The following is a 25475-nucleotide window of genomic DNA, read 5'->3' as shown; positions in this document are numbered from 1 at the left end:
TTTTCCGGTAAATTACATTGATTCTTCGGAATTCACCTTTTCTTCACGGATGATCTCATACATATCAGATGCTTCTTCTTTTTTGGCATGTTCTTTAATGCTCGAAATCGCAACCGTGACGATCTTGTTTCCGAACCGAATCGTCATCTCATCACCTGCTGCTACCGTGCTACTTGCTTTCGCCACATTACCATTGATTGTAATCCGACCTTGATCGGCTACTTCTTTCGCAAGCGTCCGTCGTTTGATCAGACGCGATACTTTTAAAAATTTATCAAGTCTCATGACTGTTCCTCCTGCTTCGCTTGATGCCAGAGTGAATCTTGCTCTTCAAGCGTCATCTCAACGAGCGGTCGATCCGCTAGCTGTTCCATTCGCGTAAAGCGACGGATGAATTTATCGTTCGTCTGTTGTAGCCCCTCTTCTGCCGAGAGACCAAGGTATTTCCCAACGAGTGTTATCGAAAACAGAACGTCTCCGAATTCACCTAGTCGTTCTTCTGGTGCGGCTTCCTTCAATTCACGTAACTCTTCGATTACTTTTTCAAGTGCACCCTCGACGTCACTCCATTCAAAACCGACTTTCGCCACTTTCTTTTGAATATCTTCTGCGCGCATCAAGGCAGGTGCCCCTTTTGTTACGCCATCGAGCAAGGAAGTTCGCTCCGGTTTTTCTTGTGCTTTAATGTCTTGCCAGTTCGAAACGACGTCTGCTGAAGAATCGACAATCGTTTCTCCGAAGACGTGTGGATGACGACGAATCATCTTATCACTGACGCTTCCGATGACATCTCGAATGTCGAAATACCCTTCATCTAGACCAATTTGTGCGTGGAGCATGACCTGTAAAAGGACGTCTCCTAGCTCTTCTATCATTAAGTTATCGTCCTGAAGGTCGATTGCTTCCAGTAATTCGTAAGATTCTTCGATTAAATGACGTTTTAAGGACTCATGTGTCTGCTCTTGATCCCATGGGCAACCGCCTTCACCACGTAACCGTGCGACAATCTCTTTTAATGTCGCGAAGTCACGGTTCAGCGACTGCTCATCCGTAACAGGTGGTACGTAGACTGTCGTCAAGTTACTGAGCGTCGTCACATGATCGAGTTCATACAACGGCACGCTTTGGACAGTTTGTTTGCTTGTACCCGCTGCTGTGACCAGAGTGACGAGATGTTCGTCCGGATAACGTTCCATCAGCTGAACCTTTAAATCACCGGCGACGAGCGCATCATAGACTTGTCCAATCAGCAAATGTTGACGGATCTGCGCTTCATCGACGGCAAACGCCGTCGCATCAAGCAACTGAAATCCTTCAATCGGATCCACGCCAAGCGCGGCGAACATCGGATCAAGAAAACTTTGTCCGCCTACAACGTCGACCGCGTCCGTCCGCTCTAATAACTGCTGGACGGTACTCTCAGCGACCAGTGGATGACCTGGGACGGCATAGATGATGTCCGTCGTCTTTGAGAGGCGAAGCAATTCCTCAACGATTTCTGTGTATACGTCTTCAAACCGACTATGTCGTTCGTAAACCGAGTCAAATGATGTAAAGTTCATTCCCTCTGCTGCGAGTTCTGAAACGACTGGATGATCCATTGTCCGTAAATAGACAGGCTGTGTCGTGTTTTTTAATAATCGATAGATGCCAAACGGCAATTGTTCGAGTTCGCCGACGCCAAGGCCGACGATCGTGATTCGGTGTGTCATATACTCCTCCTACGTTGGTACATCTGATATAACTTATCTCCTAAAGGCAATAGCGCCCACTCTTGTGCTGTTAATGCACGAACGCGTAATGCCATACTGCCATAAATGATGGCACCACCGACGACAAGGACGCCGACTTCGAGTGCCGCACCGATTCGTGTCTCAAGCTCAAACAGCCGGAAGAACGTTTCGATCAGGTACAGAAACACACTCATGGCGAGCACAGGTAAGACCAGTCGTCGGTAGAACGCGTTTCCTGCCGATACGCGACCGAACTTCCGGTTCAATAAAATCCATTGTGCTGTCGCCATGACGGCAAAACCGCTAAATGTCGCCATACCCGCCCCGATCATACCATATCGGGGAATGAAATAGAGATTCAGAACGAGCTTCGCCCCTAATCCGACAAGAACACCAACGAGCGCATATTTTTCAGCATCGACCGACTGGAGACAAGAGATGATCATCATCGCAATCGAAGCGGCAAATGCCGTCGCCGCGAGCCAAATCAACCCTGTTGTTCCCTGGTCATCTTGATACAACGCAATATTGAGCGGACGCATCACACCCATTAGTCCGATTGTCGCTGCAGCGGCAATCAATAGACCGGAACGGAGTAATGTCTCGAGTTGTTGACGCATCATCTGCGGATCATGCTTTCGATATGCGGTTGATAAGGATGGAACACTCGCAAGACTCATCGACGTCGCAAAGAGAATCGCGAATTGCAGTAACGGATACCCACGGTCGAGCACCCCTTTTTCAATTTTCGTCTCTGTCGTATTGCCAAGTAGATTGACGAACGTCAATCCATCGATCAATTGCATCAGTAACAAGGCAAGTGAGGCGATACTGACCGCCACCCCGCTTGTCACGAGCACCTTCCCGACCCGCCGTACATGAATACCTGAAAACACAGGACGACCAATCTTCCCTTTCGCAAAACGCAACAGGACGAATAACGAAACGATGCTGCCGCCAATCGCTGTCAGATGGGCACTGGCACCAATCCAGTAAGGGTCCGCCTGCATCGAGACGCCGATATAGGTCACGAGCAACAAGAGTCCGACACGGACGGCATTTTCAGAGACTTGGGATACAGCCGTCGGTCGCATCTCGAGATCTGCTTGAAACATGCCTCTAAGAACGGCAATCACAGGTAGTAAATAAAACGTACACGTGACGGCTCGCAACGGAACAACGAGTTTATCGTCTCCAAACCAACCCGCCAGTGTCGGGGCAATCCACCATCCGAACAGACCAAAGAAGACCGTCATCGCAAGTAAGACGTACAAAATCGACCATAAAACTTCTCGTTTTTCATCTGGATGATGGAGCGTCAACTTCGCCACGATGACGGGCAGCGCATAAATACCTAGCGCTGCCGCTATCGCGAATAAGGGATAGACCGTCTGATAGACGTACAGTCCGAAGTCACCTGCAAGGTTCTGATACGGAATCCGGTAAAAGAAGCTGAGCAGTTTCGAGATATAACTAGAGATCGCAAGCAGTGCTGCGCCTTGCGCAATCGTTCGTCTATTCATCGTGCGACGAGCCGACGATCAAGCTCTGCTAGCAACTGTTCTGCTTGCATCGTCATCTGTTGCGTCGACTGCTTGTTGCGGTTGAGCGTCAAGACGAGTTTCTGTTCTTGTTGCCCCATCCCTAGACCACGTCCAAGCGGAACGGTCCATTTGACGAAATCCGCCACATCCAGCTGCTGTGTTGATTGAAGTGACAAGACGATCTCGATTTTCGGATCGGTTTGTTTGACGCGCTCGACACGCGCTCGTTCAGCAAAAATCCGCATCCGTGTCAATTGGATCAAACGAGCAACCTCATCCGGGAACTCACCGAATCGTTCGAGCATCTCTGTTTCAAGTTGTTCGAGACTATCGACGGTATCGACATATTTCAAGCGTTTATAAAATTCGATTTTCAGCTCGGAGTCCGTCATGTAGTGCGATGGAATATACGCATCAAGACTGAACGTGAACTCAGGTACGAATTTCTGGACGCGTTTTTTGCCCTTCATCCGTTCTTTGCGTTCTTCAACCGCTTCTGCCAGCATCTGCGAATAAAGATCGAAACCAACAGAGTCGATGAAGCCCGATTGTTGGGAACCGAGTAAGTTCCCGGCGCCACGAATCGATAAGTCACGCATCGCAATTTTAAAGCCGCTACCGAGCTCCGTGAATTCCTTGATCGCTTGCAGTCGACTTTCTGCAACTTCCGTCAATCGTTTTTGCGGACGGTACGTAAAGTACGAATAGGCGACGCGACTTGAACGACCGACACGACCGCGCAATTGATACAGTTGGGATAGTCCCATTTGATCCGCGTCATGAACGATCAACGTATTGACATTTGGAATATCGATTCCTGTCTCGATGATCGTCGTACTCACAAGAACATCTGCATCCCCTTCGAAGAACGCGATCAACTGACTTTCGAGTTCGGTTTCCGTCATCCGACCGTGCGCCGTGACGATCCTCGCTTCCGGTACGAGCGCGCGAATTTCTTCTGCCTTTCGCTCGATACCTTCGACCCGGTTATACAGGAAGAACGCTTGTCCACCACGGCCGAGTTCTCGTTCGAGCGCTTCGCGCATGACGATTCCGTCGTATTCCATGACGTATGTCTGAACCGGATACCGGTTTTCCGGCGGTGTCTCAAGGACCGAGAGATCACGGATCCCGATCATCGACATGTGCAATGTCCGCGGAATCGGTGTCGCTGTCAACGTCAAGACGTCAACGTTCGTCTTCAACTGTTTCAGACGTTCTTTGTGTTTCACACCGAATCGTTGCTCTTCATCAATGATCAATAATCCGATATCAGCAAACTGGACGTCTTTCGACAGCACACGGTGTGTCCCGACGACGACATCGATCGTTCCCTCTTTTAGACCTTGTTTCGTCGCCTTTAATTCTGCTGGCGAACGGAACCGGCTCATGACCGACACACGAATCGGCCATTCACTAAATCGCTCAAGCATCGTTTCGTAGTGTTGTTGTGCAAGGACGGTCGTTGGTACGAGTAACGCGACTTGTTTTCCAGACATGACCGCTTTGAACGCTGCTCGAATCGCAACTTCCGTTTTCCCGTATCCAACGTCGCCACATAATAGACGATCCATCGGACGCGGACGTTCCATATCCTTCTTGATCTCGGCAATCGATCGTAATTGATCGACCGTTTCCTCATACGGGAACGAAGCCTCGAATGCTTGCATGTTATCGTCGTCCTCTGGGAACGCAAAACCGACGGCAGCCTCGCGAGCCGCATAGAGCTTGATCAACTCATCAGCAATATCTTCGACCGATTTTTGAACCTTCGCTTTGACCTTTTTCCATTCCGTTCCACCGAGTTTATAAATCTTCGGCTCTTTTCCTTCAGCCCCGACATACTTTTGAATCAAGTCGATCTGATCGACAGGAACATACAACGAGTCCTCTCCCGCGTAAACGAGATGGAGATAGTCCTGATGATTACCGGCTACATCAATCGTCTTGATGCCGTGGTACCGACCAATCCCATGATGAATATGAACGACGTAATCGCCTGTCTTCAATTCTTGGTAGCTCTTAATCCGTTCAGCGTTCGTCAGCTTCGTCGTTTGCTTCCGGCGACGCGCTGGTTGCTTGAAGACTTCTTCTTCCGTGATGACGACGAGACGCGCATTCGTCATCTCGAATCCACCATGAATTCCGCCAATCAGGATTGCTGGTTGACCACGAGTGATGCCTTCTTTCGTTACGATCGAGGCTTCGACCCCATAGTCAGATAACGTCTGACGCATCCGCTCGGCACGTTCTCTGTTACTCGCTAAGAAAACCATCCACATGTCAGCGCGACGATATCGCTCGACTTCTTGCTTCAGGCGTTCCATCTGACCATGGAACGGTGCAATCGGTTTGATGCTGAAATGGATTGCCGCACTTTCCGGTACCCCGCTCCGACGAGTCGGTAGGAGCGAGAGATACAACAATGGTTGTCCTTCAAAGACATGTGCCATCGGAACGGACAGGACGTAATCACTGACGCTTTGTCCGCGTTCAATGAGAGACGCCATCCATTCTGCTTCCTCTGCATCCTGGACTTCCGCCGCTTCTTCGACCCGTGCGACTTCATCGACGATCAAGACGCTTCCCGTCACGTCTTGACGTAACGTCGACGTGTAGAGGATCGGTGCATACTTCGCGAACTGTTTCGGACGATCGCCGTTTTCTAGCAACTCGACGTCATAAGCAATTCCCTCTTCAAGTGCCGCGAGGACTTCCGTACTTTGGACGCGCTCTTTCGTCGCCTCATAAAGACGACGGACTTTTTCACCCGCGTCCTTCAACTGATCCTTCGTCGCGAAATGTTCCGCCGCTGGCATCAAACATGCTTCTGCGACGACACCGAGTGAGCGTTGTGTCTCCGCATCGAATGTATAGATCGAGTCGACTTCCTCGTCGAATAGATCGAGCCGGTATGGGCGTTCGACCGTGAGCGGATAAATATCGATGATACTTCCGCGAACAGCAAACTCACCAGGTGTCGTCACGGTCGCTGTCCGTTCGTACCCCGCATCGACTAAATCTTGGACGAAGTCCGGAATCGATAAGATGTCGCCCGGCTTCACTTGTTTGACGTGTGACAGGAACGTCTGTGCATCCGGAACATATCGGCGTAAACCGACGAGCGGAATGATCAAAATTCCGTCGTCCGTCGTCAGTAAACGATGACGGGTCTCGATCCGCGTCGCCCGCAGTTCTGGACTTGCGCCATAAGAAAGTTCTGCTGCTAACGTCTCATCGACCGGATAGAGCATGACGTCTTCTTCCGGTACAAGTTCAATCAAATCATCGTACAGTTTTTGTGCTTGGAACATATTATGTGTCACGAGTACGAATCGACGTTTCGTCTCCTGATAAATCCCGGCGACGAACAATGCTTTCCCACTGTTCATCAGACCGGTGATCAACTGAGCGTTGACACCGTCCCGGAAGCGTTCCCGAACCGTCTTGATTTCAGGAATCGCTAGTAAGAGTTCTTGTAATTGTTTCATCTTCTTCCTCCTAAAACACGACAGCAAAAACGCTTTGGAACCCCAAAGCGTTGCGTTCAGTTATACCGATTCATCAAAGCGAGAAACGGTGTGTCTATGAAGTCTGTCGCTACATCGACAGACGCATTGAGTACGTGTTGCAAACTTCCTTGTTCTGCCTTCGAAAAATTCATTAACACCCAGTCAATGACTTGGATGGGTGCCGGTGGTCGACCGACGCCGAGCTTAAGACGCTTGATCTCCTGCGTACCGAGGTGCTGGATCAACGACTTGACGCCGTTATGACCGCCTGCACTGCCTTTTGAACGCAACCGTAGTTTCTCAAGCGGCAAGTCCAGATCGTCATAGATGACGAGCACATCTTCGACCGCAATTTTATAGAAATCAAGTAACGGTCGCACCGCTTCACCTGATAAGTTCATATACGTCAATGGCTTGACGAGCACGACACGTTCTCCGTTTATCATTCCCGTTCCGAAGAGGGCTTTAAACTTCGATTCTGAAAGCTTGATCCCGTGCTTCTCCGCTAAGGCATCAATCGCAAGAAAACCGATGTTGTGGCGCGTATTCGCATACTTCGCTCCAGGATTCCCTAATCCGACGATACATTTCATATCGATTCCTCATTTCTATTTAAAAAAGTAAACGAACAAGGGTCCGATTTCAATAAACCGGACCACGTCGTTCGTATGCATCAAGCAATCAGCTGAAGAGCGGGCTGATTGATTTCTGTTCGTGTACACGGATGATTGCTTCTGCAAGCAAGCGTGCCACAGAGATTTGTTTGATTTTGCTTGCACATTCGCGTTGTGTTAAATCGATTGTGTTCAAGACAACGAGTTCTTCGATCGCTGAGTTCTCGATCCGTTCCATTGCTGGACCTGAAAGAACAGGGTGTGTACAACATGCATAGACTTGTTTCGCTCCGTTTTCGATCAAAGCGTTCGCTGCAAGTGTGATCGTACCCGCTGTATCGATGATGTCATCAATGATGATGGCAATCTTACCGTCGACTTGACCAACGATGTTCATGACTTCTGCGACGTTCGGTTTCGGACGGCGTTTGTCGATGATCGCGATCGGTGCTTTTAATTGTTCTGCTAATTTACGTGCCCGTGTGACACCGCCATGGTCTGGAGAAACGATGACGAGTTCGTTTGGATCGATGTTCTTTTTCTCGAAGTATGAAGCGAGAAGCGGTACACCCATCAATTGATCTACTGGAATATCGAAGAACCCTTGGATTTGTGCTGCATGGAGATCCATCGTCACGACGCGTGTCGCCCCTGCTACTTCAAGCAAGTTCGCAACGAGTTTCGCCGTGATTGGCTCACGTGAACGTGCTTTGCGGTCTTGACGCGCATAACCGTAATACGGAATGACGACGTTGATTGTCCGTGCAGACGCCCGTTTCAGTGCATCGATCATGATGAGAAGTTCCATCAGGTTTTCGTTGACTGGTTGGCTTGTCGATTGAATGATGTAAATATCATCCCCTCGGACACTTTCTTCGATGTTCATCGAAATTTCGCCATCACTGAAGTGTTTGACTGAACTTTCGCTGACCGGGATTCCGATGACTTTAGCGATTTCCTCTGCCAGTGGTTTGTTCGAGTTGAGTGCGAAAATACGAATTTCATGTTCTAAGACAGTAGACATGTGTAGGTGGCCTCCATTTGTTTGGGTTTAGACGAGTAGAGCGACAAGTAATGAATTAACGATAATCGGGTTTCGTCGTTTGACGTTCCCGTGCGATCGCGAGACCGTTTTCCGGCACATCATCCGTGACGGTTGATCCGGCAGCAACAAGGGCGTTCTTTCCGACCGTGACCGGTGCGATCAAGTTGACGTTACAGCCGATGAAGGCATCGTCCTCAATGATCGTCTGGAATTTATTTTTTCCATCGTAGTTGACCGTGATCGATCCACAACCGAGATTGACGTTCTCTCCGATCGTCGCATCTCCGACATAGCTCAGGTGGGCTGATTTGCTACCTTCACCGAATGTTGATTTCTTGATCTCAACGAAGTTTCCGACGCGTGTGTTCGCCCCGAGAACTGCTTGTTGACGTAAATGCGCGAATGGACCGACTTGCGCTGCTGGACCAATTTTGCTGTCCGTGACGACGGATTGACGAACAATGGCACCATCTGCCACTTCACTGTTACGGATATCCGAGTTCGGACCAATCGTACATTCTGAACCAATGACCGTCTGACCGAGTAATTGCGTTCCCGGATAAAGAACAGTATCTGAACCAATCGTGACATCCGGTCCGATATACGTCGAAGACGGATCAACGAACGTGACACCTTGACGCATCCAGTACTCGTTCGTCCGCTTGCGCATCGATGTTTCCGCTTGCGCAAGTGCGACGCGATCGTTGACACCAATTGTCTCTTCGAACGTAGGTGCCGCATACGCTGCGATTGTTTCGCCTGCTGCCTTTGCAATCTCAATCACGTCTGGTAAGTAATACTCACCTTGCGCGTTATCGTTCTTGACCTGCTTCAGCGTCGCGAACAACATCTCATTATCAAAGACATACGTACCAGTATTGATTTCACGAATCGCGAGTTCTTCTGCATTCGCATCCTTATGCTCGACGATTTTCGAGACGTTTCCGTCTTCACCGCGTACGATTCGTCCGTAACCAGTCGGATCGTCAGCGAGTGCCGTCAAGACAGTCACTTTTGCGTTCGTCTCCGTATGATGTTGTAACAATGAAGCTAATGTCTCGCTCGTCAAGAGCGGTGTATCGCCGCAGACGACGAGTGTCGCTCCCTGTTCGTTCCCAAGTACGGGTTCTGCCATTTGAACAGCATGTCCTGTGCCAAGCTGCTCACTTTGAAGTGCGTATTCCACCGATGTGCCAAGCACTTCTTTGACGGATTCCGCACCGTGACCGACGATGACGACCTGTCGCTTGACGCCGAGCGTCGCTAATTGATCGACGACGTGCTGTACCATAGGTTTCCCAGCGACTGGGTGAAGTACTTTGTAAAGCTTCGATTTCATCCGAGTTCCTTTACCCGCTGCTAGAATTACCGCGAAATGATTCATCCTTGTCGCTCCTCCACGTAAATTAGTGTTGATTTCGTTCTGAAATAGTACACTCGTTCCAACTATAACGAAAACGGCACCGTTATTCAATGATGGGACGAAGCGGAATCGAGGAAAAAACGAGAAAAAAGACAGCTTTTCCCAAGAAGAGAAAAGCTGTCTTTTTCCTTATACTTGATCTGTCGTTTGAACAGAAGCGACTTCGTAACCGATGCCTTCTTCTTGTTCCTCACGTGCCGCATAAGCTTCGAGTACTGAATCTTCGACCTTTTTTCGCATTAATGCATTGATTGGATGAGCGACATCCCGGAAGATACCTTCTTGCGTTCGTTTGCTTGGCATGGCGACGAAGAGACCACTATTCCCTTCGATGACACGCAAATCATGTACCACGAATTCGTGGTCGAGCGTAATAGAGGCAAGTGCTTTCATTCGACCCTCTGCCACGACGCGACGAATTTTAACGTCCGTAACGTTCATTTTGTCCGCACCCCTTTAACCGTTGTCACAACTCTTCGTTGTCTACTTCTACTTACGGCTTAAAACAAATAAAGGTTTAGTCTTTCCCAATCTTTTTACGCATAATTTCCAAAAGTTTGATAATTACAGTATAGTTACAATCCATGCGGCTGTCAATTTCAGGTAGTCTCGGCTTCCGAGAAATAGTGATCGACGTTTCCACGCTTGACTTGGATTTGACCGAGATCGACGTCGACGTCCGCTAATTTCATTAAGCTGACGTATTCGTTGACCATCTTCTTCTCAGCACCCTCTGCCTCGATCAAGACCCCAACACCTGCAACCTTTGCTTCGAACTCGCTCAAGAGACTCATCATTCCACGAATCGTTCCGCCAGCTTTCATGAAGTCATCGATCAATAAGACGTTCGCTCCACGTGGCAAGCTCCGACGCGCAAGTGCCATCGTCCGGATCGCTTTTGAAGACCCTGAAACATAGTTGATGCTGACCGTAGATCCTTCCGTGACACGACTATCTGAACGCACGATGACGAACGGCACACCCAGTTGCTCAGCGACCGCATAAGCAAGCGGAATCCCTTTCGTCGCGATCGTCATGACGACATCAACTTTCTTTTGGCTAAAGACAGATGCAAACACTTGCCCCATTTGTTTGACCATCTTCGGATCCCCGAGTAAGTCCGTCAAATAGAGATATCCCCCCGGTAACAGTCGATCTGGACGTGCGACACGTTCACATAGATCATCGATGAACGGTAACGCCTTCTTACTGCTCCACGTCGGGATGAACATGACGCCACCCGCAGCACCTGGTACCGTGACGAGACGACCCGTTCCCTCATGTTCTAACATCTCGCTGACGATATCTAAATCTTCACTGATCGACGATTTCGCCGATTTGTAGCGTTCTGCAAAAATCGTCAATGAGACGAGATGATGGGGATGGTCAAGCAAGTACCGCGTCATGTCGACCAATCGACCACTTCTCCGAATTTTCATTTGTTTTGTTCCACCTCTCCGTAATTCCGAATATTCAATAGTGAATATATCATTTTCATACGGATATTATCAATGGTTTTCGCCTAAAAGACGAACGACGTAGACTTCGTTACAAAAGCCACGTAATCCATTATAGAGACGTTGTGCCCGATTCTCGTGTTCCGTCAACGCAAAGACTGTCGGACCACTTCCGCTCATCAAGACGCCTTCTGCGCCACAACTCGCCATGAATTCCTTGATCTGCTCGACTTCCGGGTGCATCGGCAACGTGACCGATTCGAGAACGTTCCCGAGTGACTGGCAAATGCCTTGGAAATCTTGCGCCTTCACCGCATCGATCATCGCTTCGACGTTCGGACGTTTTGCCGTGTTCAAGTCGAGGGCACCATAGACGTCAGCCGTCGAGACACCAATCGTCGGTTTGGCAAGAACGACCCAGCATGGTGGTGGTGAGACAAGTTTTTCTAGCTTCTCTCCGCGACCTGTTGCAATCGCTGTTCCACCCATGACACAAAACGGAACATCAGATCCAACCGCTGCGCCAACTTCCGCCAACTCTTCAAGCGTCAAGTCGAGTTGCCATAACTCATTCAAACCGCGTAACGTCGCTGCCGCGTCACTGGAACCACCAGCAAGTCCCGCTGCGACCGGGATGTGTTTCTCTAAAAAGATTTCGACCCCCGTCTTGACGTCGTATTTTTCTTTTAAGATCGCTGCTGCTTTATACGCAAGATTACGTTCGTCGTTTGGAACGTAAGCATGCTGGGCATTCATGCGAATTTCTCCTGACGGCAGCTCCGTCAATTCTAGACGGTCTGCCAAATCGACTGTCGTCATCACCATATGTACATCGTGATAGCCGTCCGGGCGCTTTGCCGTCGCATCCAGGACTAGGTTGATCTTGGCCGGAGCCTTTACAATAATCGTCATCGTGCCGTTCCTCCTCTAGTTCGTTTCCTGTAGGAATTGTATCAACCTTTCCACAAAAAAAGAAGCGAACATTTTGTCCGCTTCGGAAGGTAAGTTTACGAATTCGCAAATTCGATTTGTACGGAGTCTGTTAGCACGTCGGCGTAGCTATAAGAAACTCGCTCGACATTGTGGCGCTCTGCGTCTAGCTTGACTACAAACACCGAAGGATACGTCTCAACGAGCGTTCCGATTCGGGTTACGACCTTTTTACGACCGCCGCTTGCTTTTAGCGTCAGTCTTTCACCAACATGTGTTTCGAAAACATGTCTGATTTCGTTCAACGTCTTTGGCATACGCTTCACCTCACTAATATTTATTATAGCATATTAAATAAATATTAGAAAGGGGAAATATTATATCTGTTCTAATCGTATCCGTCAACGTTTTTTAATTGGCAAAAGTGCATCCGCTAACTGTGCGAATTCCTGCAGGCTGAGCGTTTCTCCGCGACGACGTGGTTCGATTCCAGCTTCCAACAATGCCGCTTCGACCGCCGCCTTTTCCGTCTTCCCGAAGTGTGTCGTCAAGTTGTTCAAAATCGTTTTCCGGCGTTGTGCAAAACTTGCTCGGACGATTTCGAAGAATAATGCCTCATCCTGTGTCTGTACCGCCGGCTCTTTTCGAATGTTCAAACGGATGACTGCTGAATCGACATTTGGTGCCGGAATGAAGACTTGTTTTGGAACCGTGAAGCAGACTTCAGCTTCCGCATAATACTGAATCGCGATCGATAGAGAACCGTATGCTTTCGTGCCCGGTTTTGCACCGATTCGTTCAGCGACTTCCTTTTGAATCATCATGACGAGCGTCCGAAACGGTGCTTTCGCTTCGAGAATCCGCATGATGATCGGTGTCGTGACGTAATACGGGAGGTTCGCGACGACGGCAATGTCAGTGATGCCTTCTTGCGTGAACTCTTCTGCGACGATCGTCGAAAGATCAAGTTCAAGAGCATCGCCGTGAATGACCTTCGTATGAGGATACGGTGAAAGTGTATCGTCAAGAATCGGTAGCAACCGCTGATCGATTTCAAGAGCGACGACTTTTTTCGCCTGTTTCGCCGATTGTTCCGTCAATGAGCCGATTCCTGGTCCGATCTCGAGTACGCCGCTCTCAGGCGTTAATCCAGCTGCCCCGACGATGTTTCCTAATACGTTTAAATCGATTAAAAAGTTTTGTCCCAACGATTTTTTAAACGAAAAGCCATGTTTCGCTAAAATTTCTTTCGTCCGATGCAATGTAGCAATGTCTTTCAAACTTCTTCCTCCTCTAATTGTTTCAAAGCCGCTTCCCATTCTGCCCGCGTGATCCGGATTGATGCGACGCGTTTGACGAGTTGTTTGGCATTCGGTTCACCAATCGCAAGAATCTGACCGAGACGACGACGGCGGATCGAGGCTGCTGGTCCACCAATCAAATCAGCTGCCAGAATCATCTCACGTGTCACTTCAGCAACCGGTGCTTCTTCCGTCTCATAGACAGCAGCGAGCGCTTCTTCGATTGCGGCAGGTGAGGCATGCTCCACACCGATTTTGCCTCGCTTGTCTTTTGCTTGAGCACGCGGAAGATAAGCATGTTTACAGCCTGGTACGCGTTCATTGATTCGAGCACGGATACGATCTCCTGGAAAATCAGGATCCGTGAAAATGATGACACCGCGCCGTTCCAGCGCCTTCTCGATGCGTTGCATCGTTTGTTCGTTGACGGCTGAGCCGTTCGTTTCAATTGTATCGACATCAAAGACTTCTTGTAATCGTGTCGTATCATCCCGTCCTTCGACGACGATGACTTCTTTTAAGCGTTTCCGCATGATCTCTCCACCTTCTTCAAACACTCTCGTAATTGTACCTGTTTCCACGAAAAAAACAAGGAAGCGTCACGTGTCCGCTTCCGTTGCACTAGGAATGACCCAGACTTGCAGTTGTTTTCGACCGAACGTCTTCGCTGTTTGTTCTCCGTCGACCAAGACATCAATCTTATTGCCTTTGATGGCGCCACCGGTATCGAGGGCGATCGCAAGCCCCACTCCTTCGACGTAGACCTTCGTACCAAGCGGAATGACCTTCGGATCAACCGCGATAATCGGCATCCCTTGATAGGTGATCGTATCTGTCACGTCATACCCGGTCGCGGTCAAGGCGCGACCGTTATACAAACGACTGCCGTTTGAAGCTGGATCGTTCGTATACGCTGTCGCTTCGACCATCAAGCTCTTCGCACTCGCAAAATCAAGATCCGTATCGGCCTTCGGTGTTTCAGCTAACGGATTCGTCGCCTGTTCTTCGTTGAAGACAGGCGCTTCGACGGGTGTCTCGACCGGTTTGGTTCCGACTTTGACGACTTGTTTGACGGGTGTCTGCGTCACTTGATCACCAATCAGTTTTTTCTCTTTGCTCAAACCGTTAGCAAGCGTCAATTGATACTTTTTCGTTCGGACACCTGGACGACCAGATGCCGTCACGAGTTGTTCGCCTTCCGGTAAAGTTGGGTCCTCGACTTCTTCGATTTCAAACGGAACGAGCTGTTCCTGCGTCAACGTTGCACGACGTGTCGTGTTGACCGTAATCAACGTCCCTTCCGTCACGCGGGTGTCGGGATCTGGAGCGACCCGATCTTCTTTTTGCAAGCGAATTCCTTCTCGCGCTAACAATTCCCGGACCGACGTCTCATATGTGTAGAGTTGTCGGGCTTTTCCACCGACGACAAGATCAACAGGAAAAGCTTCTCGGTATCGCACCGTCATGCCACTCTTCAGAACAGCGTCAGAGGACGGATAGATATCATCCGTCTCCGCTTTCTTGATACCACGTTCTGCCAGCAAATCCTTCACTTGGCGCGCCTGCGTCCGAACACGACGGGATTCACCATAGCCCATGATCAGTGTGATCTCTTTCGCACGCTGAATGACGATCAACCGTTTTTCTGGTAAATCAGCACTGAGCGCTGGTTCGATGATGTCATTCGTTCGCGTCGTGATGCCTGCTTCTTTAAGTACGCCATAAACGGAATCGGCTGTCGTTTCAATTTGCTGCTCTTGTCCATCAATCAAGACGGTCACGGTTTGCGGATGATCCATCATTCCATAGATGAGTGCAGCAACAAGTAAAAGACTGAATCCAATCGTAGTAAATGTCAACGAACGCATCATGGCAAGCGGAAGACCCGTTTGGCATTTTCGGTCGTTGCTGCTTCGACGTCGGCATACATCATGCCACGGAGCTGCGCAATCTCTTCAGCGACGAACCGGACGTAAGCGGGTTCGTTGCGTTTCCCGCGGTGTGGCGTCGGTGTCAGATACGGACAATCCGTCTCGACGAGTAGACGATCGAGCGGGACTTCCTGCGCAACACGCTTCGGCATCTTCGCATTCTTGAACGTGACGGGACCTCCGAGTGAAATATAGAAGTTCATCGCCAGGCAGCGTGGTAATAATTCCGCACTCATGCTGTAGCTATGCAGAATCCCACCGACTTCTTTCGCATCTTCTTCTTCAAGAATCCGTAATGTATCTTCTGTCGCTTCCCGATTATGGATGACGATCGGCTTCTTTTTCTGCTTCGCAAGCCGGATTTGTTTACGAAAAGCTTCCTGCTGCACATCTTTCGGTGACGTATCCCAGTGATAGTCGAGCCCAATTTCTCCAAGCGCAACGACTTTTTCGTGATCCATCAACCGTTCGACCTTTTGGTACGCCTCCTCATCAAAATCAATCGAGTCGACGGGATGCCACCCGATGACCGCATAAAGATCATCGTACGCTTCGACGAGTTCCATCGCACGATCAATCGTCTTATGATCAAATCCGACGACGATCATCGGTGAGACACCGTTCGCGCGTGCCCGCTCAATCGTCTCGTGGACGTCGTCCGCGAATTGGTCTGCATTTAAGTGAGTGTGTGTATCGATTAACATAGCTGTTCGACTCCTTCTTTAAAAAAATGCCTGTGACATGGAGTCCACAGGCATCGGTTTTATTTTACGCTTGCGCCGTTCGCCATCGTTGACGGAACCGTCGCCAGTTCAAGTTTTCCTGCTTTTTCAGCAGCAAGGACCATTCCTTGTGAGAGTTCGCCACGTAACGTGACCGGTTTCAAGTTCGCCACGACGATGACTTTTCGTCCGACTAAATCTTCCGGCTCATACCACTGAGCGATACCAGAGACGATTTGGCGTGTTTCTTTGCCCATATCGACTTGTAACTTCAATAGTTTTTTCGCCTTTTTGATCTTTTCAGCCGTCACGACTTCACCGACACGGAGTTCGATTTGGTCAAAGACATCGATTGTCGTTTCTGGACGAATATCTTCGTCTTCTTCTTCAACTTCCTCTTCCTCAACACGTGCTGCAGAAGCTTGGCGCATCATGTCGACGATTGCTTCGACTTCTTCTTTGACGTCGAGACGTGGGAAGATTGGTGTCGCTGTACCGACTTTCGTTCCTGGTGCGATGTCTGCGAATTTCTCGAGCGCTGCCCAGTCCATCGCTTGTCCAGAGAGACCCAGTTGCGCGAAGATCTCTTTTGGTGAACGCGTCATGAACGGTTGCAACATGATCGCCACGTGACGCAAGACGCCAACGAGGTGCACCATGACAGAACCGAGTTCCGCCGTTTTGGATTCGTCTTTTGCAAGCACCCATGGTTGTGTCTCATCAATGTATTTATTGGCACGGCTGATCAATTGCCAAATATTCGACAGTACGACAGAGAATTCCATGTGTTCCATCGATGCTTCGACTTTCGTGACCGTTTCTTTTGCAAGATCCGACAATGTCGCATCAAACGGTGTCACGTTACCTGTATAGGCTGGGATCTCACCATCAAAGTATTTCGTGACCATCGCGATCGTCCGGTTGAGTAAGTTCCCGAGATCGTTCGCTAAATCATAGTTCATCCGCTCAACGAATGCTTCAGGTGTGAACATACCGTCCGAACCGAATGGCACTTCCCGTAAGAGGTAATAACGAAGAGCGTCGAGACCGTAGCGATCCGTCAATGGAATCGGATCGACGACGTTTCCTTTTGATTTCGACATTTTTCCGTCTTTCATCAACAACCAACCATGTGCGAAGACTTTCTTCGGTAATGGGAGGTCAAGCGCCATCAAGAGTGCCGGCCAAATGATCGTGTGGAAACGAACGATTTCTTTTCCGACGAGATGGACATCTGCTGGCCAGTACTTATCGAAGTTACCGTGATCGTCCGTACCGTAACCGAGTGACGAGATGTAGTTCGTCAACGCATCGATCCAGACGTAGACGACGTGTTTTGGATTCGACGGGACTTGTACACCCCAGTTGAATGTCGTCCGTGAGACCGCTAAGTCTTGAAGACCTGGTTTAATGAAGTTATTGATCATTTCGTGTTTACGTGATTCTGGCAAGATGAATGACGGATTCGCTTCAAAGTACTCAAGCAGACGGTCCGCGTACTTGCTGATCCGGAAGAAGTAACATTCTTCGCGAACGAGTTCGACCGGGTGTCCACTGTCAGGGCTCTTCCCGTCGACGAGTTGTGATTCCGTGTAGTACGTCTCATCCGGAATCGAATACCAACCTTCGTATTCACCTAAATAGATATCGCCTGATTCAAGAAGTGTCTCGAACACTTTTTCGACGACTTTCTTGTGACGTGGTTCTGTCGTCCGGATATAATCGTCGTACGAAATGTCGAGACGATCCCATAAGACTTTAATCTGTTCGACGACACCGTCGACGAATGCCTGTTCCGAAATCCCTGCTTCTGCTGCTTTTTCCTGGATCTTTTGACCGTGCTCATCGCTACCTGTCAAATACCGGACATCAAATCCTTGAAGTCGTTTGTATCGTGCCATCGCATCTCCAGCCACCGTCGTGTACGCGTGACCGATATGTAGTTTTGCACTTGGATAATAAATCGGGGTCGTGATATAAAATGTCTTTGCCATGTTATTCCTCCGTTCTCTAATTTCCATCTTCATTATAGGCTATTATACGCTGTTACGGGACTGATGTCGAAACTCACTTTTTGTCGAATCAAAACATTTTTTGACATCAGACATCAAATTACAAAAAAACACACTCTATAGTTTCATTTCCTTTAAAAAGGGAAAAAGTATTAATAAATCGTTTCAAATATGGTGTTTTTGAGAAATAAATGACATTTTGATTTCAAGCTATTCAGATTGGTTGACTACTTTTGGAAAGTCTAGTATTCTACATTCTATAGAAACGATGTCGAATTTTGACGATTTTTCAAAAGAAAAAGAGATTCATGACATCAAAGGAGGAACAACAAAATGAAATCAACAGGTATTGTACGTAAGGTAGACGAGCTCGGTCGTGTCGTAATTCCAATCGAATTACGCCGTACACTTCAAATTGCAGAAAAGGATGCCCTCGAGATCTATGTCGACAACGAACAGATCATCCTTAAAAAATATAAACCAAACATGACTTGCCAAGTAACAGGAGAAGTATCAGAAGATAACTTCAAATTGGCTGATGGTAAATTGATTCTTTCACCAGATGGCGCACAACGCGTTCTCGTTGAATTAAAAGATTTCCTCGATCGTCATTACGCAAGCAACGAGTAAACAAAAAAGGAAGCTCCTGACGGGGCTTCCTTTTTTTAATCTGCTTCGTGAAACGCAAGATACAGCTCCTGACGATCCAGTCCCCGTTCCTTGGCGACACGCTTCAACGCTGCATTCGGCTTTTCTCCTTCTTCGATATACCGACGGATTTGCTCGAGTGGATCACTGTCTTGAATGACCGCATCAGGTCGTTCTTCATTTGACCCTTCGACAAGAACGACGAACTCACCTCGAACGTCTTCTGCTGCCCAAGCACGTAATTCACTCACGCTTCCCCGAATGTACTCCTCGTACCGTTTCGTTAATTCCCGGGCTAACGTCACCTGGCGATCACCGAGTACTTCCTCGATCCCTTGCAACATCTCTTTCAAACGATGTGGTGCTTCATAAAAGACGAGCGTTCCGGTTTCGTATTTCAATTGCTCCAACGCTTCGCGACGTTCTTTTTTCTTCCGTGGCAAAAAGCCGTAATATAAAAAGCGTTCCGTCGATAATCCGGACGCGACAAGAGCGGTCAACGCAGCGTTCGCACCCGGAAGAACGATGACAGGGATGTCTGCTACAATCGCTTGGCGGATCAAGTCGCTTCCCGGGTCCGAGATGCCAGGCATACCGGCGTCAGAGACGAGGGCAATTTGTTTTCCTGCCTCTAAATCAGCGAGGAGTCGTTCGCCGCTTGTTTGTTTATTGTGTTCATGGTAACTGACAAGCTTCGACTCAATCGAAAAGTGTCGAAACAGTTTCATCGTCTGCCGCGTATCTTCTGCTGCGACGATATCGGATTCCTGTAAAATCCGTACGGCCCGATACGTCATGTCTTCTAAATTGCCGATTGGTGTCGGGACGATATAGAGACCGGCTCCTTGCTGTTGATAGCTACTCGTCGCTTTCATGAGGTTCCTCCTTGAATCAACCGTTCTTTTTGTGAACGGGTTAATTGTTTAATCGCATATTCCCGCTTCATTGCCTCTGACTTCGTCGCGAAAACTTCCTGATGAACGAGGACGACCGGCAGACGGGCACGTGTATACTTCGCACCCTTACCTGCGTTATGTGTCGCAATGCGTTGTGTGACGTCTACGGCGTAACCCGTATAATACGTATCATCTTGGCACCGAACGATATAGACTGCATGCTCAGACATCGAACAGTTCTTTCATCTGAGCCGCATACGAGTTGTCCGCTTCATAGACGATGAATGGGGGAAGCACCTTCAGTCCAGGTTTTGCATCCTTGATCCCCTCGATCAACAGCATGTTTGCTTCCTTCCCTGCTTTCGGATAAATCAGCTGCATCCGTTTCGGTTCCAAGCGATACGTCCGCATCAAGGTGACGATATCGAGCAGTCGTTCCGGTCGATGAACGAACGCTGCTTTTCCGCCTTGTTTCAACAAATCAGATGCACCTCGAATACAGTCTTCAAGGGTACAGAGGACTTCGTGCCTTGCAATCGTATAATGTTCACTTTGGTTTTGGTTCGATGTCTCATTTGCTAAAAAATATGGCGGATTGCAGGTGACAGCATCATAGATGCCGTATCCAAGACGCGCTCCCGCCTCTTTGACGTCCCCTTCAATCATCTCAATCCGGTCGTTCAGTTCATTCAAGGTGACGCTCCGTCGTGCCATCTCCGCTAGTCGTGGCTGGATTTCAAGACCCGTGATCTGCCCTTTCGTCCGGTAGGATAAAAAGAGTGGAATTGCACCGTTTCCTGAACAGAGATCGGCAATCCGTCCCTGTTGAATCGGGACCCACGCAAATCGTGCGAGCAGTGCCGCGTCAAGTGAATACGAGAAGACGGATGGACTTTGAATGATTTTCCCTTCCTGTCCTAAGAGATAATCAAGTCGTTCGTCTGGTAATAGTTCAAACATGTCGTGCCTTCCTTTCCGAAAAAAAGACTGACTCATGTAGAAGTCAGCCTCTCAATGTTTCGTTAACATGGATAAGCAAAAGAGACAATCGCCGTCTTTTCGTACTTGTCCATAATGCAAGTTACAGATGTGGAACCCTTCCTGGTACAATCGCCCGAGATTATCGTAGCCCGCACCGACGCCTGCTTCCGCTTCTTCCGCTTCCGTGACCGGCTGTTGTTCATCGCGTTCGACTTTTTCTCGAAGATGATGATTCTCCAGGTACAGATGTTGGTTCTCTTCCATCATGTAAGCCAGCTGATCCTTTAACACGCTCAGATGCTCAGTCAGCAAATGAATCTGTTGCTCAATCGCATCGACACGCGTAATGATTTCTTTTTTATCGACTCTCTCCACGCGTATGCACCCCGTTATTCTTTTGGTCGTTTTGGTTTTACGGCACCAACGGATAATAGTTCTTCCATTGAATACGTCAAGACGCGGGAACGATCCTTCAGTTCGATTTGAACGACTTGATCGAGGATGTTCAAACCAACGACGCGTCCTTCGCCTTCAGGTACTGTCAAACGTTTTCCGTAGTCCGGCAAATCACGGCGCATTTCTTCATACGTATCGTTCTCGTATTTCAGGCAGCACATCAAACGACCACATACTCCTGAAATCTTCGTCGGATTCAACGACAGGTTTTGATCTTTTGCCATCTTGATCGAAACCGGTTCGAACTCACCGAGGAAAGATGAACAACATAAGACACGACCACACGGACCGATGCCTCCTAGTAACTTCGCTTCATCCCGAACACCGATTTGACGGAGTTCGATACGCGTCCGGAAGACCGCCGCTAAATCTTTGACGAGCTCACGGAAGTCAACACGTCCTTCTGCCGTGAAGTAGAAGATGACCTTATTGCGATCAAACGTGTACTCGACATCGACCAATTTCATATCGAGTTTATGTTCACGGATTTTTTCGACACATACCGCATGCGCATCAAGCGCTGCGACTTTATTTTCGCGGACGATCATTGCATCCTTATCGTCAGCAATCCGAAGAATGGATTTCAGTGGCAACACCACATCTTCTTCGTCCATTTGTTTATCGGCGATGACCACTTCGCCATATTCAATGCCCCGTACCGTCTCAACGATGACTGCTTGTCCTCGTGATAATGACTCTTGTCCAGGTGCAAAATAATAAATTTTGCCCGCTTCTTTAAAGCGAACGCCTACTACTTCTAGCATGTCGCTCTACCCTTTCTGTAAGTCAAACATGAGACGCTCAACTGTTAATTGGGGATTAACATTCGCTTCGACCCGTCTTACTGCGGCAAGCACAGCTTGCAACCAGCGGGTGATCGTCGTCTGGCTCTTGGACCCCATCTGTTCAAGTTGGGGTTTACTATTCGTATAGGTCATACCTTCCCACGCCGGATTCAGTTTCAGACGTAAGACATCCTCGAAGAAACAAGTGACGAGTTCAAGACCGATTCGGACATCCTGACGGTTTTTGAATTGTCCCATCCATTTCTCTTGTACGAACAGTGGTAAATCAGCCGGACGATTCGCTAATTCCTCCATCAATTGTAACACTGACGCTCGCGCATTTACAAACCAGTCTTCGAGTAATGCTTCTTCTGCATCCTCGACTTTTGGATAGACACGCGCTGCCAATTGCGTCAACTCGTGGTCCCGTCCCGTTTTTTCAGATAAAACCTCGCCAATCATTTGACGATCCGCCGGACGAAAACTTAATAACTGTCCCCGCGATCGAATCGTCGGTAAAAGGAGCTGGGGTTGATTCGTCAACAATAAAGCCACTTTTCCTTCTCCTGGTTCCTCAAAGAACTTCAGCAAACTGTTTGCTGCTTGGGGAGTCATCTTATGGGACTGGGTAATGACATAAATCTGACGATCACCTTCAAGTCCTCGGAGTGAGAGATCATGCATCAATTGTTGAATCTGTTCTTTTTTGATGGTCGCGCCATCTGGTTCGATTTCATAATAATCGACCAAGTTGCCACTTTCCATCCGCCGACAGCTACGACAGACACCACACGGCTCTACATCAACCGGGTCCTCACAAAAAAGGCTTTTCGCGAACAAGTGAGCCGCTTCAAGTAGAAGCGGCTCATAGTCTCCGGTGAAGATATAAGCGTGATTGATTCGATCGTTTCGTAACGAATTTTGAAGAATCGTCGAAATGACCGATTGTGTCTGTTCCAATTCATGAAACGTCTGCATCAGAATTGATGAAACCCTTCGATTGGTAAGACGAAGACCGTTGCCCCGCCTACCTGGACTTCAACAGGGTACGGGATATACGAATCGGCATGACCACCCATTGGTGAGATTGGAGAAACCATCTGTTCGCGGCTTGAACAGTTCTTTTTGATCAATCGCAACAAATCATCGAGACGCTCACTCTGTACACCAATCATGAACGTCGTGTTTCCTTCTTTAAGAAAACCACCTGTCGTTGCTAGTTTCGTTGCTCGGAAATCATGCTCGACAAGTGCTTCCGCCAAACGTAAGCTATCTTTATCTTGAACGATCGTAATGACCATTTTCATGAGAATCTCTCCTTTTCTTCTAAATAGGTAATGACATCTTCCACTAAGTCCTGATGAATCGCTTCAATCGATCGATTGGCTTGTACGATCTGCACCCGTTCCGGATCCGATACTGCAATCTGTTGGAAACCTTCATAGACGCGGGCACGAAACGCATCATCTCGCTGCTCGATTCGATCAAGTGCTCCCCGGTCCATCATTCGTTTTTTAGAATCCGTTACCGTTAAATCAAATAAATACGTTCGGTCTGGCGCCAACCCACCTGTTGCAGAATCATTGATTTGACGCACGAGATCAATCGGATGTCCAAGACCATATCCTTGATACGCAAGTGACGCATCAACGAATCGGTCACATAAGACGATTGTGCCTGCCTCTAACGCCGGTCGAATCAATTCCTCGACATGCTGGGCACGAGACGCTGCATACAACAGAATTTCTGTCATCTCTTTCATCTCTTCAAAATCAGGATTCAAAATCAACGAACGAATTTTGTTCCCAACGCGTGTGCCACCTGGCTCGCGGGTCGTCATGACGTTATAACCTTTTTCTTTTAACACATCACTAAGCAATTGTAGTTGTGTCGTTTTACCGGCACCATCCGGTCCTTCGACAGTAATGAACGTACCTTTCATTCTTCAAACCCTTCCTCTATGACGCGTAACGCTCCTCGTTGCAATTGTTCGCCTCCTTGCAAATGAACGGCTACGGTTTGATAATATCGTAAACGTAGTACCTGTTCCGCCGTAATGCGTTCGCCTCTGACGATCAACGGAATGCCTGGCGGGTATGGAATAATCGTTTCGAGTGAAACATGACCGATACACTCATCCAGCTGACGGAACATACCTGTTGCTTGTTCTAACTGTTCATAAGAACAAGCTAAAGCAGATACCTGTATTTTACCCATAATTGGTTGCTCGATATACCTTTTCAAAGGAATTCCTTCTGATTTCATCATTTGAATGGCTCGTTCGACACGGTGGACCCAGTCATTCTGCTCAGACTTTGTGAGCGGACGAAGTGGCAAAATACAGACGACGTGATCTCCTAGAGCAAATTCCGCATCGAGTTGAACAGCTCGTAACGCGTGTAGCAACGCATCTCCTGAATATCCCTCATACGTTAATGTCATCCGCGACCAATCATCGAATCGCAGAACCGTCATATGATCGAACCGTTGAAGTGCTTCGATGAATGCATCATGACTAGCTTGCACTTCTGACATACCTCTAACTGTCCATTGTTCACGATAGGAACGGGCGTAATCTAATGAAGCCAGGAGTAAATATGAAGGACTCGAAGTCTGAAACGCTTGAAGCGCTCGCTGTAACTTCCTTCTCATCTTTTCTGAAAATCGCTCATGCATCCATGCTCCCATTGTCAGTGCTGGAAGTGTTTTATGGGCAGACTGAACAACAGCGGTTGCTCCTAATTCAAATGCAGAGCGTACACCAAATGCTTCACCGAAGTGTGCGCCATGTGCTTCATCCACTAATAAAGGGAGTTCGTGCGACGCTGTGAGCTGAACGAGTGACGTGATATCAGCTGCTTCCCCGTAATAGGTCGGTGAAGTGATAAACACGCCGACTCCTCCTGGATATTTCGTAAACGCTTCCTTTAATGTTTCACGTGAAACATGTCCACTGATTCCCGTTTCCTTATGGATGTCTGGTTCAAGAAAGATCGGTTCGATTCCTAACCATTCTAGTGCATTAAACACGGATTTATGCGAATTACGCTGTACATAAACACGCTCTCCTCTTGCTGCTGTAGCGGCAAGCATCGCCCAGTTTCCAACGGTCGAACCATTCACAAGGAAATGACTCGCTTTTGCACCGTAGACTTTTTGCAACAAAGCTATCGCGTCAGCAATAGCCTCTTCCGGATGATGAAAATCATCTAGACCAGGTAATTCTGTGACGTCCCATTTAAAGAAGTCAGGAAGAGGCGTCAATGTCCCATTCTTATGACCAGGAACATGCCATGAGATGGGCGATCGATCTAAATGACGTTGAAGTGCATGTACAATAGGAAGTTCGTGTTTCATGAAAAAACTCCTTTTCCTCTAAAATGATTACACAAAAAGACCGACCTGCAATCTGCAGATCGGTCAAGTGCCTGGCAACGTCCTATCCTCACAGGGGGAAGCCCCCAACTACTTTCGGCGTTCAAGTG

Annotated in this window: 26 protein-coding genes; 1 reads left to right on the top strand and 25 read right to left on the bottom strand. The window is 48.5% G+C overall.

Translation table 11 applies throughout. The features are described from left to right. Positions 1 to 12: 12 nt before the first annotated feature. The 16 genes from KNQ12_RS16570 to metG all read right to left on the bottom strand — a co-directional run bounded on the left by KNQ12_RS16570 (position 13) and on the right by metG (position 18233). Positions 13 to 285, bottom strand: a complete 273-nt coding sequence (locus tag KNQ12_RS16570) for an RNA-binding S4 domain-containing protein (RefSeq protein WP_023466556.1) — start codon at positions 283 to 285, stop codon at positions 13 to 15. Next, a complete protein-coding gene (gene yabN / locus KNQ12_RS16565; protein WP_214749856.1) occupies positions 282 to 1712 on the bottom strand; it encodes a bifunctional methyltransferase/pyrophosphohydrolase YabN in 1431 nt (476 codons plus the stop codon). Before yabN ends, KNQ12_RS16570 begins: the two co-directional genes overlap by 4 nt. Beyond that, positions 1709 to 3256, bottom strand: a complete 1548-nt coding sequence (locus KNQ12_RS16560; protein WP_214749853.1) for a putative polysaccharide biosynthesis protein — start codon at positions 3254 to 3256, stop codon at positions 1709 to 1711. Before KNQ12_RS16560 ends, yabN begins: the two co-directional genes overlap by 4 nt. Next, positions 3253 to 6768: a transcription-repair coupling factor gene (gene mfd, locus KNQ12_RS16555; protein ID WP_023466550.1), complete on the bottom strand. Its 3516-nt coding sequence runs from the start codon at positions 6766 to 6768 to the stop codon at positions 3253 to 3255. The genes KNQ12_RS16560 and mfd overlap by 4 nt, the downstream gene beginning before the upstream one ends. 56 nt (positions 6769 to 6824) lie before the next feature. After that, positions 6825 to 7382: an aminoacyl-tRNA hydrolase gene (pth, locus tag KNQ12_RS16550; protein ID WP_023466549.1), complete on the bottom strand. Its 558-nt coding sequence runs from the start codon at positions 7380 to 7382 to the stop codon at positions 6825 to 6827. Between the two features lie 88 nt (positions 7383 to 7470). After that, on the bottom strand, positions 7471 to 8427 hold the full coding sequence (locus KNQ12_RS16545; protein ID WP_012368955.1) for a ribose-phosphate diphosphokinase: 957 nt from the start codon (positions 8425 to 8427) through the stop codon (positions 7471 to 7473). A gap of 55 nt (positions 8428 to 8482) precedes the next feature. Further along, positions 8483 to 9832, bottom strand: a complete 1350-nt coding sequence (gene glmU / locus KNQ12_RS16540; RefSeq protein ID WP_023466548.1) for a bifunctional UDP-N-acetylglucosamine diphosphorylase/glucosamine-1-phosphate N-acetyltransferase GlmU — start codon at positions 9830 to 9832, stop codon at positions 8483 to 8485. 168 nt (positions 9833 to 10000) lie between these two features. Continuing rightward, positions 10001 to 10312: a septation regulator SpoVG gene (spoVG, locus tag KNQ12_RS16535; RefSeq protein WP_023466546.1), complete on the bottom strand. Its 312-nt coding sequence runs from the start codon at positions 10310 to 10312 to the stop codon at positions 10001 to 10003. A 158-nt stretch (positions 10313 to 10470) separates the two neighbouring features. Then, a complete protein-coding gene (gene purR, locus KNQ12_RS16530; protein WP_023466544.1) occupies positions 10471 to 11310 on the bottom strand; it encodes a pur operon repressor in 840 nt (279 codons plus the stop codon). Positions 11311 to 11379: 69 nt separating this feature from the next. Beyond that, positions 11380 to 12240: a 4-(cytidine 5'-diphospho)-2-C-methyl-D-erythritol kinase gene (ispE, locus tag KNQ12_RS16525; RefSeq protein ID WP_214749850.1), complete on the bottom strand. Its 861-nt coding sequence runs from the start codon at positions 12238 to 12240 to the stop codon at positions 11380 to 11382. A gap of 95 nt (positions 12241 to 12335) precedes the next feature. After that, complete coding sequence (locus KNQ12_RS16520) at positions 12336 to 12575, bottom strand: Veg family protein (RefSeq protein ID WP_012368950.1); 240 nt, start codon at positions 12573 to 12575, stop codon at positions 12336 to 12338. 84 nt (positions 12576 to 12659) lie between these two features. Continuing rightward, positions 12660 to 13538, bottom strand: a complete 879-nt coding sequence (gene rsmA / locus KNQ12_RS16515; protein ID WP_023466540.1) for a 16S rRNA (adenine(1518)-N(6)/adenine(1519)-N(6))-dimethyltransferase RsmA — start codon at positions 13536 to 13538, stop codon at positions 12660 to 12662. Continuing rightward, positions 13535 to 14092, bottom strand: coding sequence for a ribonuclease M5 (gene rnmV, locus KNQ12_RS16510; protein ID WP_023466539.1), 558 nt, complete (start codon positions 14090 to 14092; stop codon positions 13535 to 13537). The genes rsmA and rnmV overlap by 4 nt, the downstream gene beginning before the upstream one ends. Positions 14093 to 14158: 66 nt before the next feature. Continuing rightward, positions 14159 to 15430, bottom strand: coding sequence for a ubiquitin-like domain-containing protein (locus KNQ12_RS17180; protein ID WP_214749847.1), 1272 nt, complete (start codon positions 15428 to 15430; stop codon positions 14159 to 14161). Continuing rightward, positions 15427 to 16194, bottom strand: coding sequence for a TatD family hydrolase (locus tag KNQ12_RS16500; RefSeq protein WP_023466535.1), 768 nt, complete (start codon positions 16192 to 16194; stop codon positions 15427 to 15429). The genes KNQ12_RS17180 and KNQ12_RS16500 overlap by 4 nt, the downstream gene beginning before the upstream one ends. A 59-nt stretch (positions 16195 to 16253) precedes the next feature. Then, positions 16254 to 18233: a methionine--tRNA ligase gene (gene metG / locus KNQ12_RS16495; protein WP_255343760.1), complete on the bottom strand. Its 1980-nt coding sequence runs from the start codon at positions 18231 to 18233 to the stop codon at positions 16254 to 16256. A 324-nt stretch (positions 18234 to 18557) separates the two neighbouring features. On the opposite strand from metG, the gene KNQ12_RS16490 reads away from it, so the two are divergent. Further along, positions 18558 to 18854, top strand: a complete 297-nt coding sequence (locus KNQ12_RS16490; RefSeq protein ID WP_023466531.1) for a transition state genes transcriptional regulator AbrB — start codon at positions 18558 to 18560, stop codon at positions 18852 to 18854. Between the two features lie 35 nt (positions 18855 to 18889). Here the strand turns inward: KNQ12_RS16490 and rsmI are convergent, their stop codons facing one another. The 9 genes from rsmI to KNQ12_RS16445 are packed head-to-tail and all read right to left on the bottom strand — an operon-like array spanning position 18890 to position 25347. Further along, positions 18890 to 19747, bottom strand: a complete 858-nt coding sequence (rsmI, locus tag KNQ12_RS16485) for a 16S rRNA (cytidine(1402)-2'-O)-methyltransferase (protein WP_214749844.1) — start codon at positions 19745 to 19747, stop codon at positions 18890 to 18892. After that, complete coding sequence (locus KNQ12_RS16480) at positions 19744 to 19998, bottom strand: GIY-YIG nuclease family protein (RefSeq protein WP_023466528.1); 255 nt, start codon at positions 19996 to 19998, stop codon at positions 19744 to 19746. Before KNQ12_RS16480 ends, rsmI begins: the two co-directional genes overlap by 4 nt. Continuing rightward, a complete protein-coding gene (locus tag KNQ12_RS16475) occupies positions 19991 to 20728 on the bottom strand; it encodes a tRNA1(Val) (adenine(37)-N6)-methyltransferase (RefSeq protein ID WP_023466526.1) in 738 nt (245 codons plus the stop codon). The genes KNQ12_RS16480 and KNQ12_RS16475 overlap by 8 nt, the downstream gene beginning before the upstream one ends. A 51-nt stretch (positions 20729 to 20779) precedes the next feature. Beyond that, the gene (yabA, locus tag KNQ12_RS16470) at positions 20780 to 21130 is read right to left on the bottom strand and encodes a DNA replication initiation control protein YabA (protein ID WP_119182633.1); all 351 of its coding nucleotides are present in this window, start codon (positions 21128 to 21130) and stop codon (positions 20780 to 20782) included. Positions 21131 to 21138: 8 nt separating this feature from the next. After that, complete coding sequence (locus KNQ12_RS16465; RefSeq protein ID WP_029343044.1) at positions 21139 to 21969, bottom strand: PSP1 domain-containing protein; 831 nt, start codon at positions 21967 to 21969, stop codon at positions 21139 to 21141. A gap of 6 nt (positions 21970 to 21975) precedes the next feature. Beyond that, on the bottom strand, positions 21976 to 22968 hold the full coding sequence (locus KNQ12_RS16460) for a DNA-directed DNA polymerase (RefSeq protein WP_023466521.1): 993 nt from the start codon (positions 22966 to 22968) through the stop codon (positions 21976 to 21978). Then, positions 22968 to 23297: a cyclic-di-AMP receptor gene (locus KNQ12_RS16455; protein WP_023466519.1), complete on the bottom strand. Its 330-nt coding sequence runs from the start codon at positions 23295 to 23297 to the stop codon at positions 22968 to 22970. The genes KNQ12_RS16460 and KNQ12_RS16455 overlap by 1 nt, the downstream gene beginning before the upstream one ends. Further along, positions 23294 to 23932 carry a dTMP kinase gene (tmk, locus tag KNQ12_RS16450; RefSeq protein WP_214749841.1) on the bottom strand — a complete coding sequence of 213 codons (639 nt, stop codon included), beginning with the start codon at positions 23930 to 23932 and terminating at the stop codon, positions 23294 to 23296. The genes KNQ12_RS16455 and tmk overlap by 4 nt, the downstream gene beginning before the upstream one ends. Continuing rightward, complete coding sequence (locus KNQ12_RS16445) at positions 23929 to 25347, bottom strand: aminotransferase class I/II-fold pyridoxal phosphate-dependent enzyme (RefSeq protein WP_214749838.1); 1419 nt, start codon at positions 25345 to 25347, stop codon at positions 23929 to 23931. Before KNQ12_RS16445 ends, tmk begins: the two co-directional genes overlap by 4 nt. Positions 25348 to 25475 lie beyond the last annotated feature (128 nt).

Origin of the sequence: Exiguobacterium sp. s11, assembly GCF_018619015.1 — a bacterium.
In the GTDB taxonomy this organism is placed as follows: domain Bacteria; phylum Bacillota; class Bacilli; order Exiguobacteriales; family Exiguobacteriaceae; genus Exiguobacterium_A; species Exiguobacterium_A indicum.
Note: the sequence above shows the minus strand (reverse complement) of the source record. Positions and strands in the feature narration are given on the sequence as shown.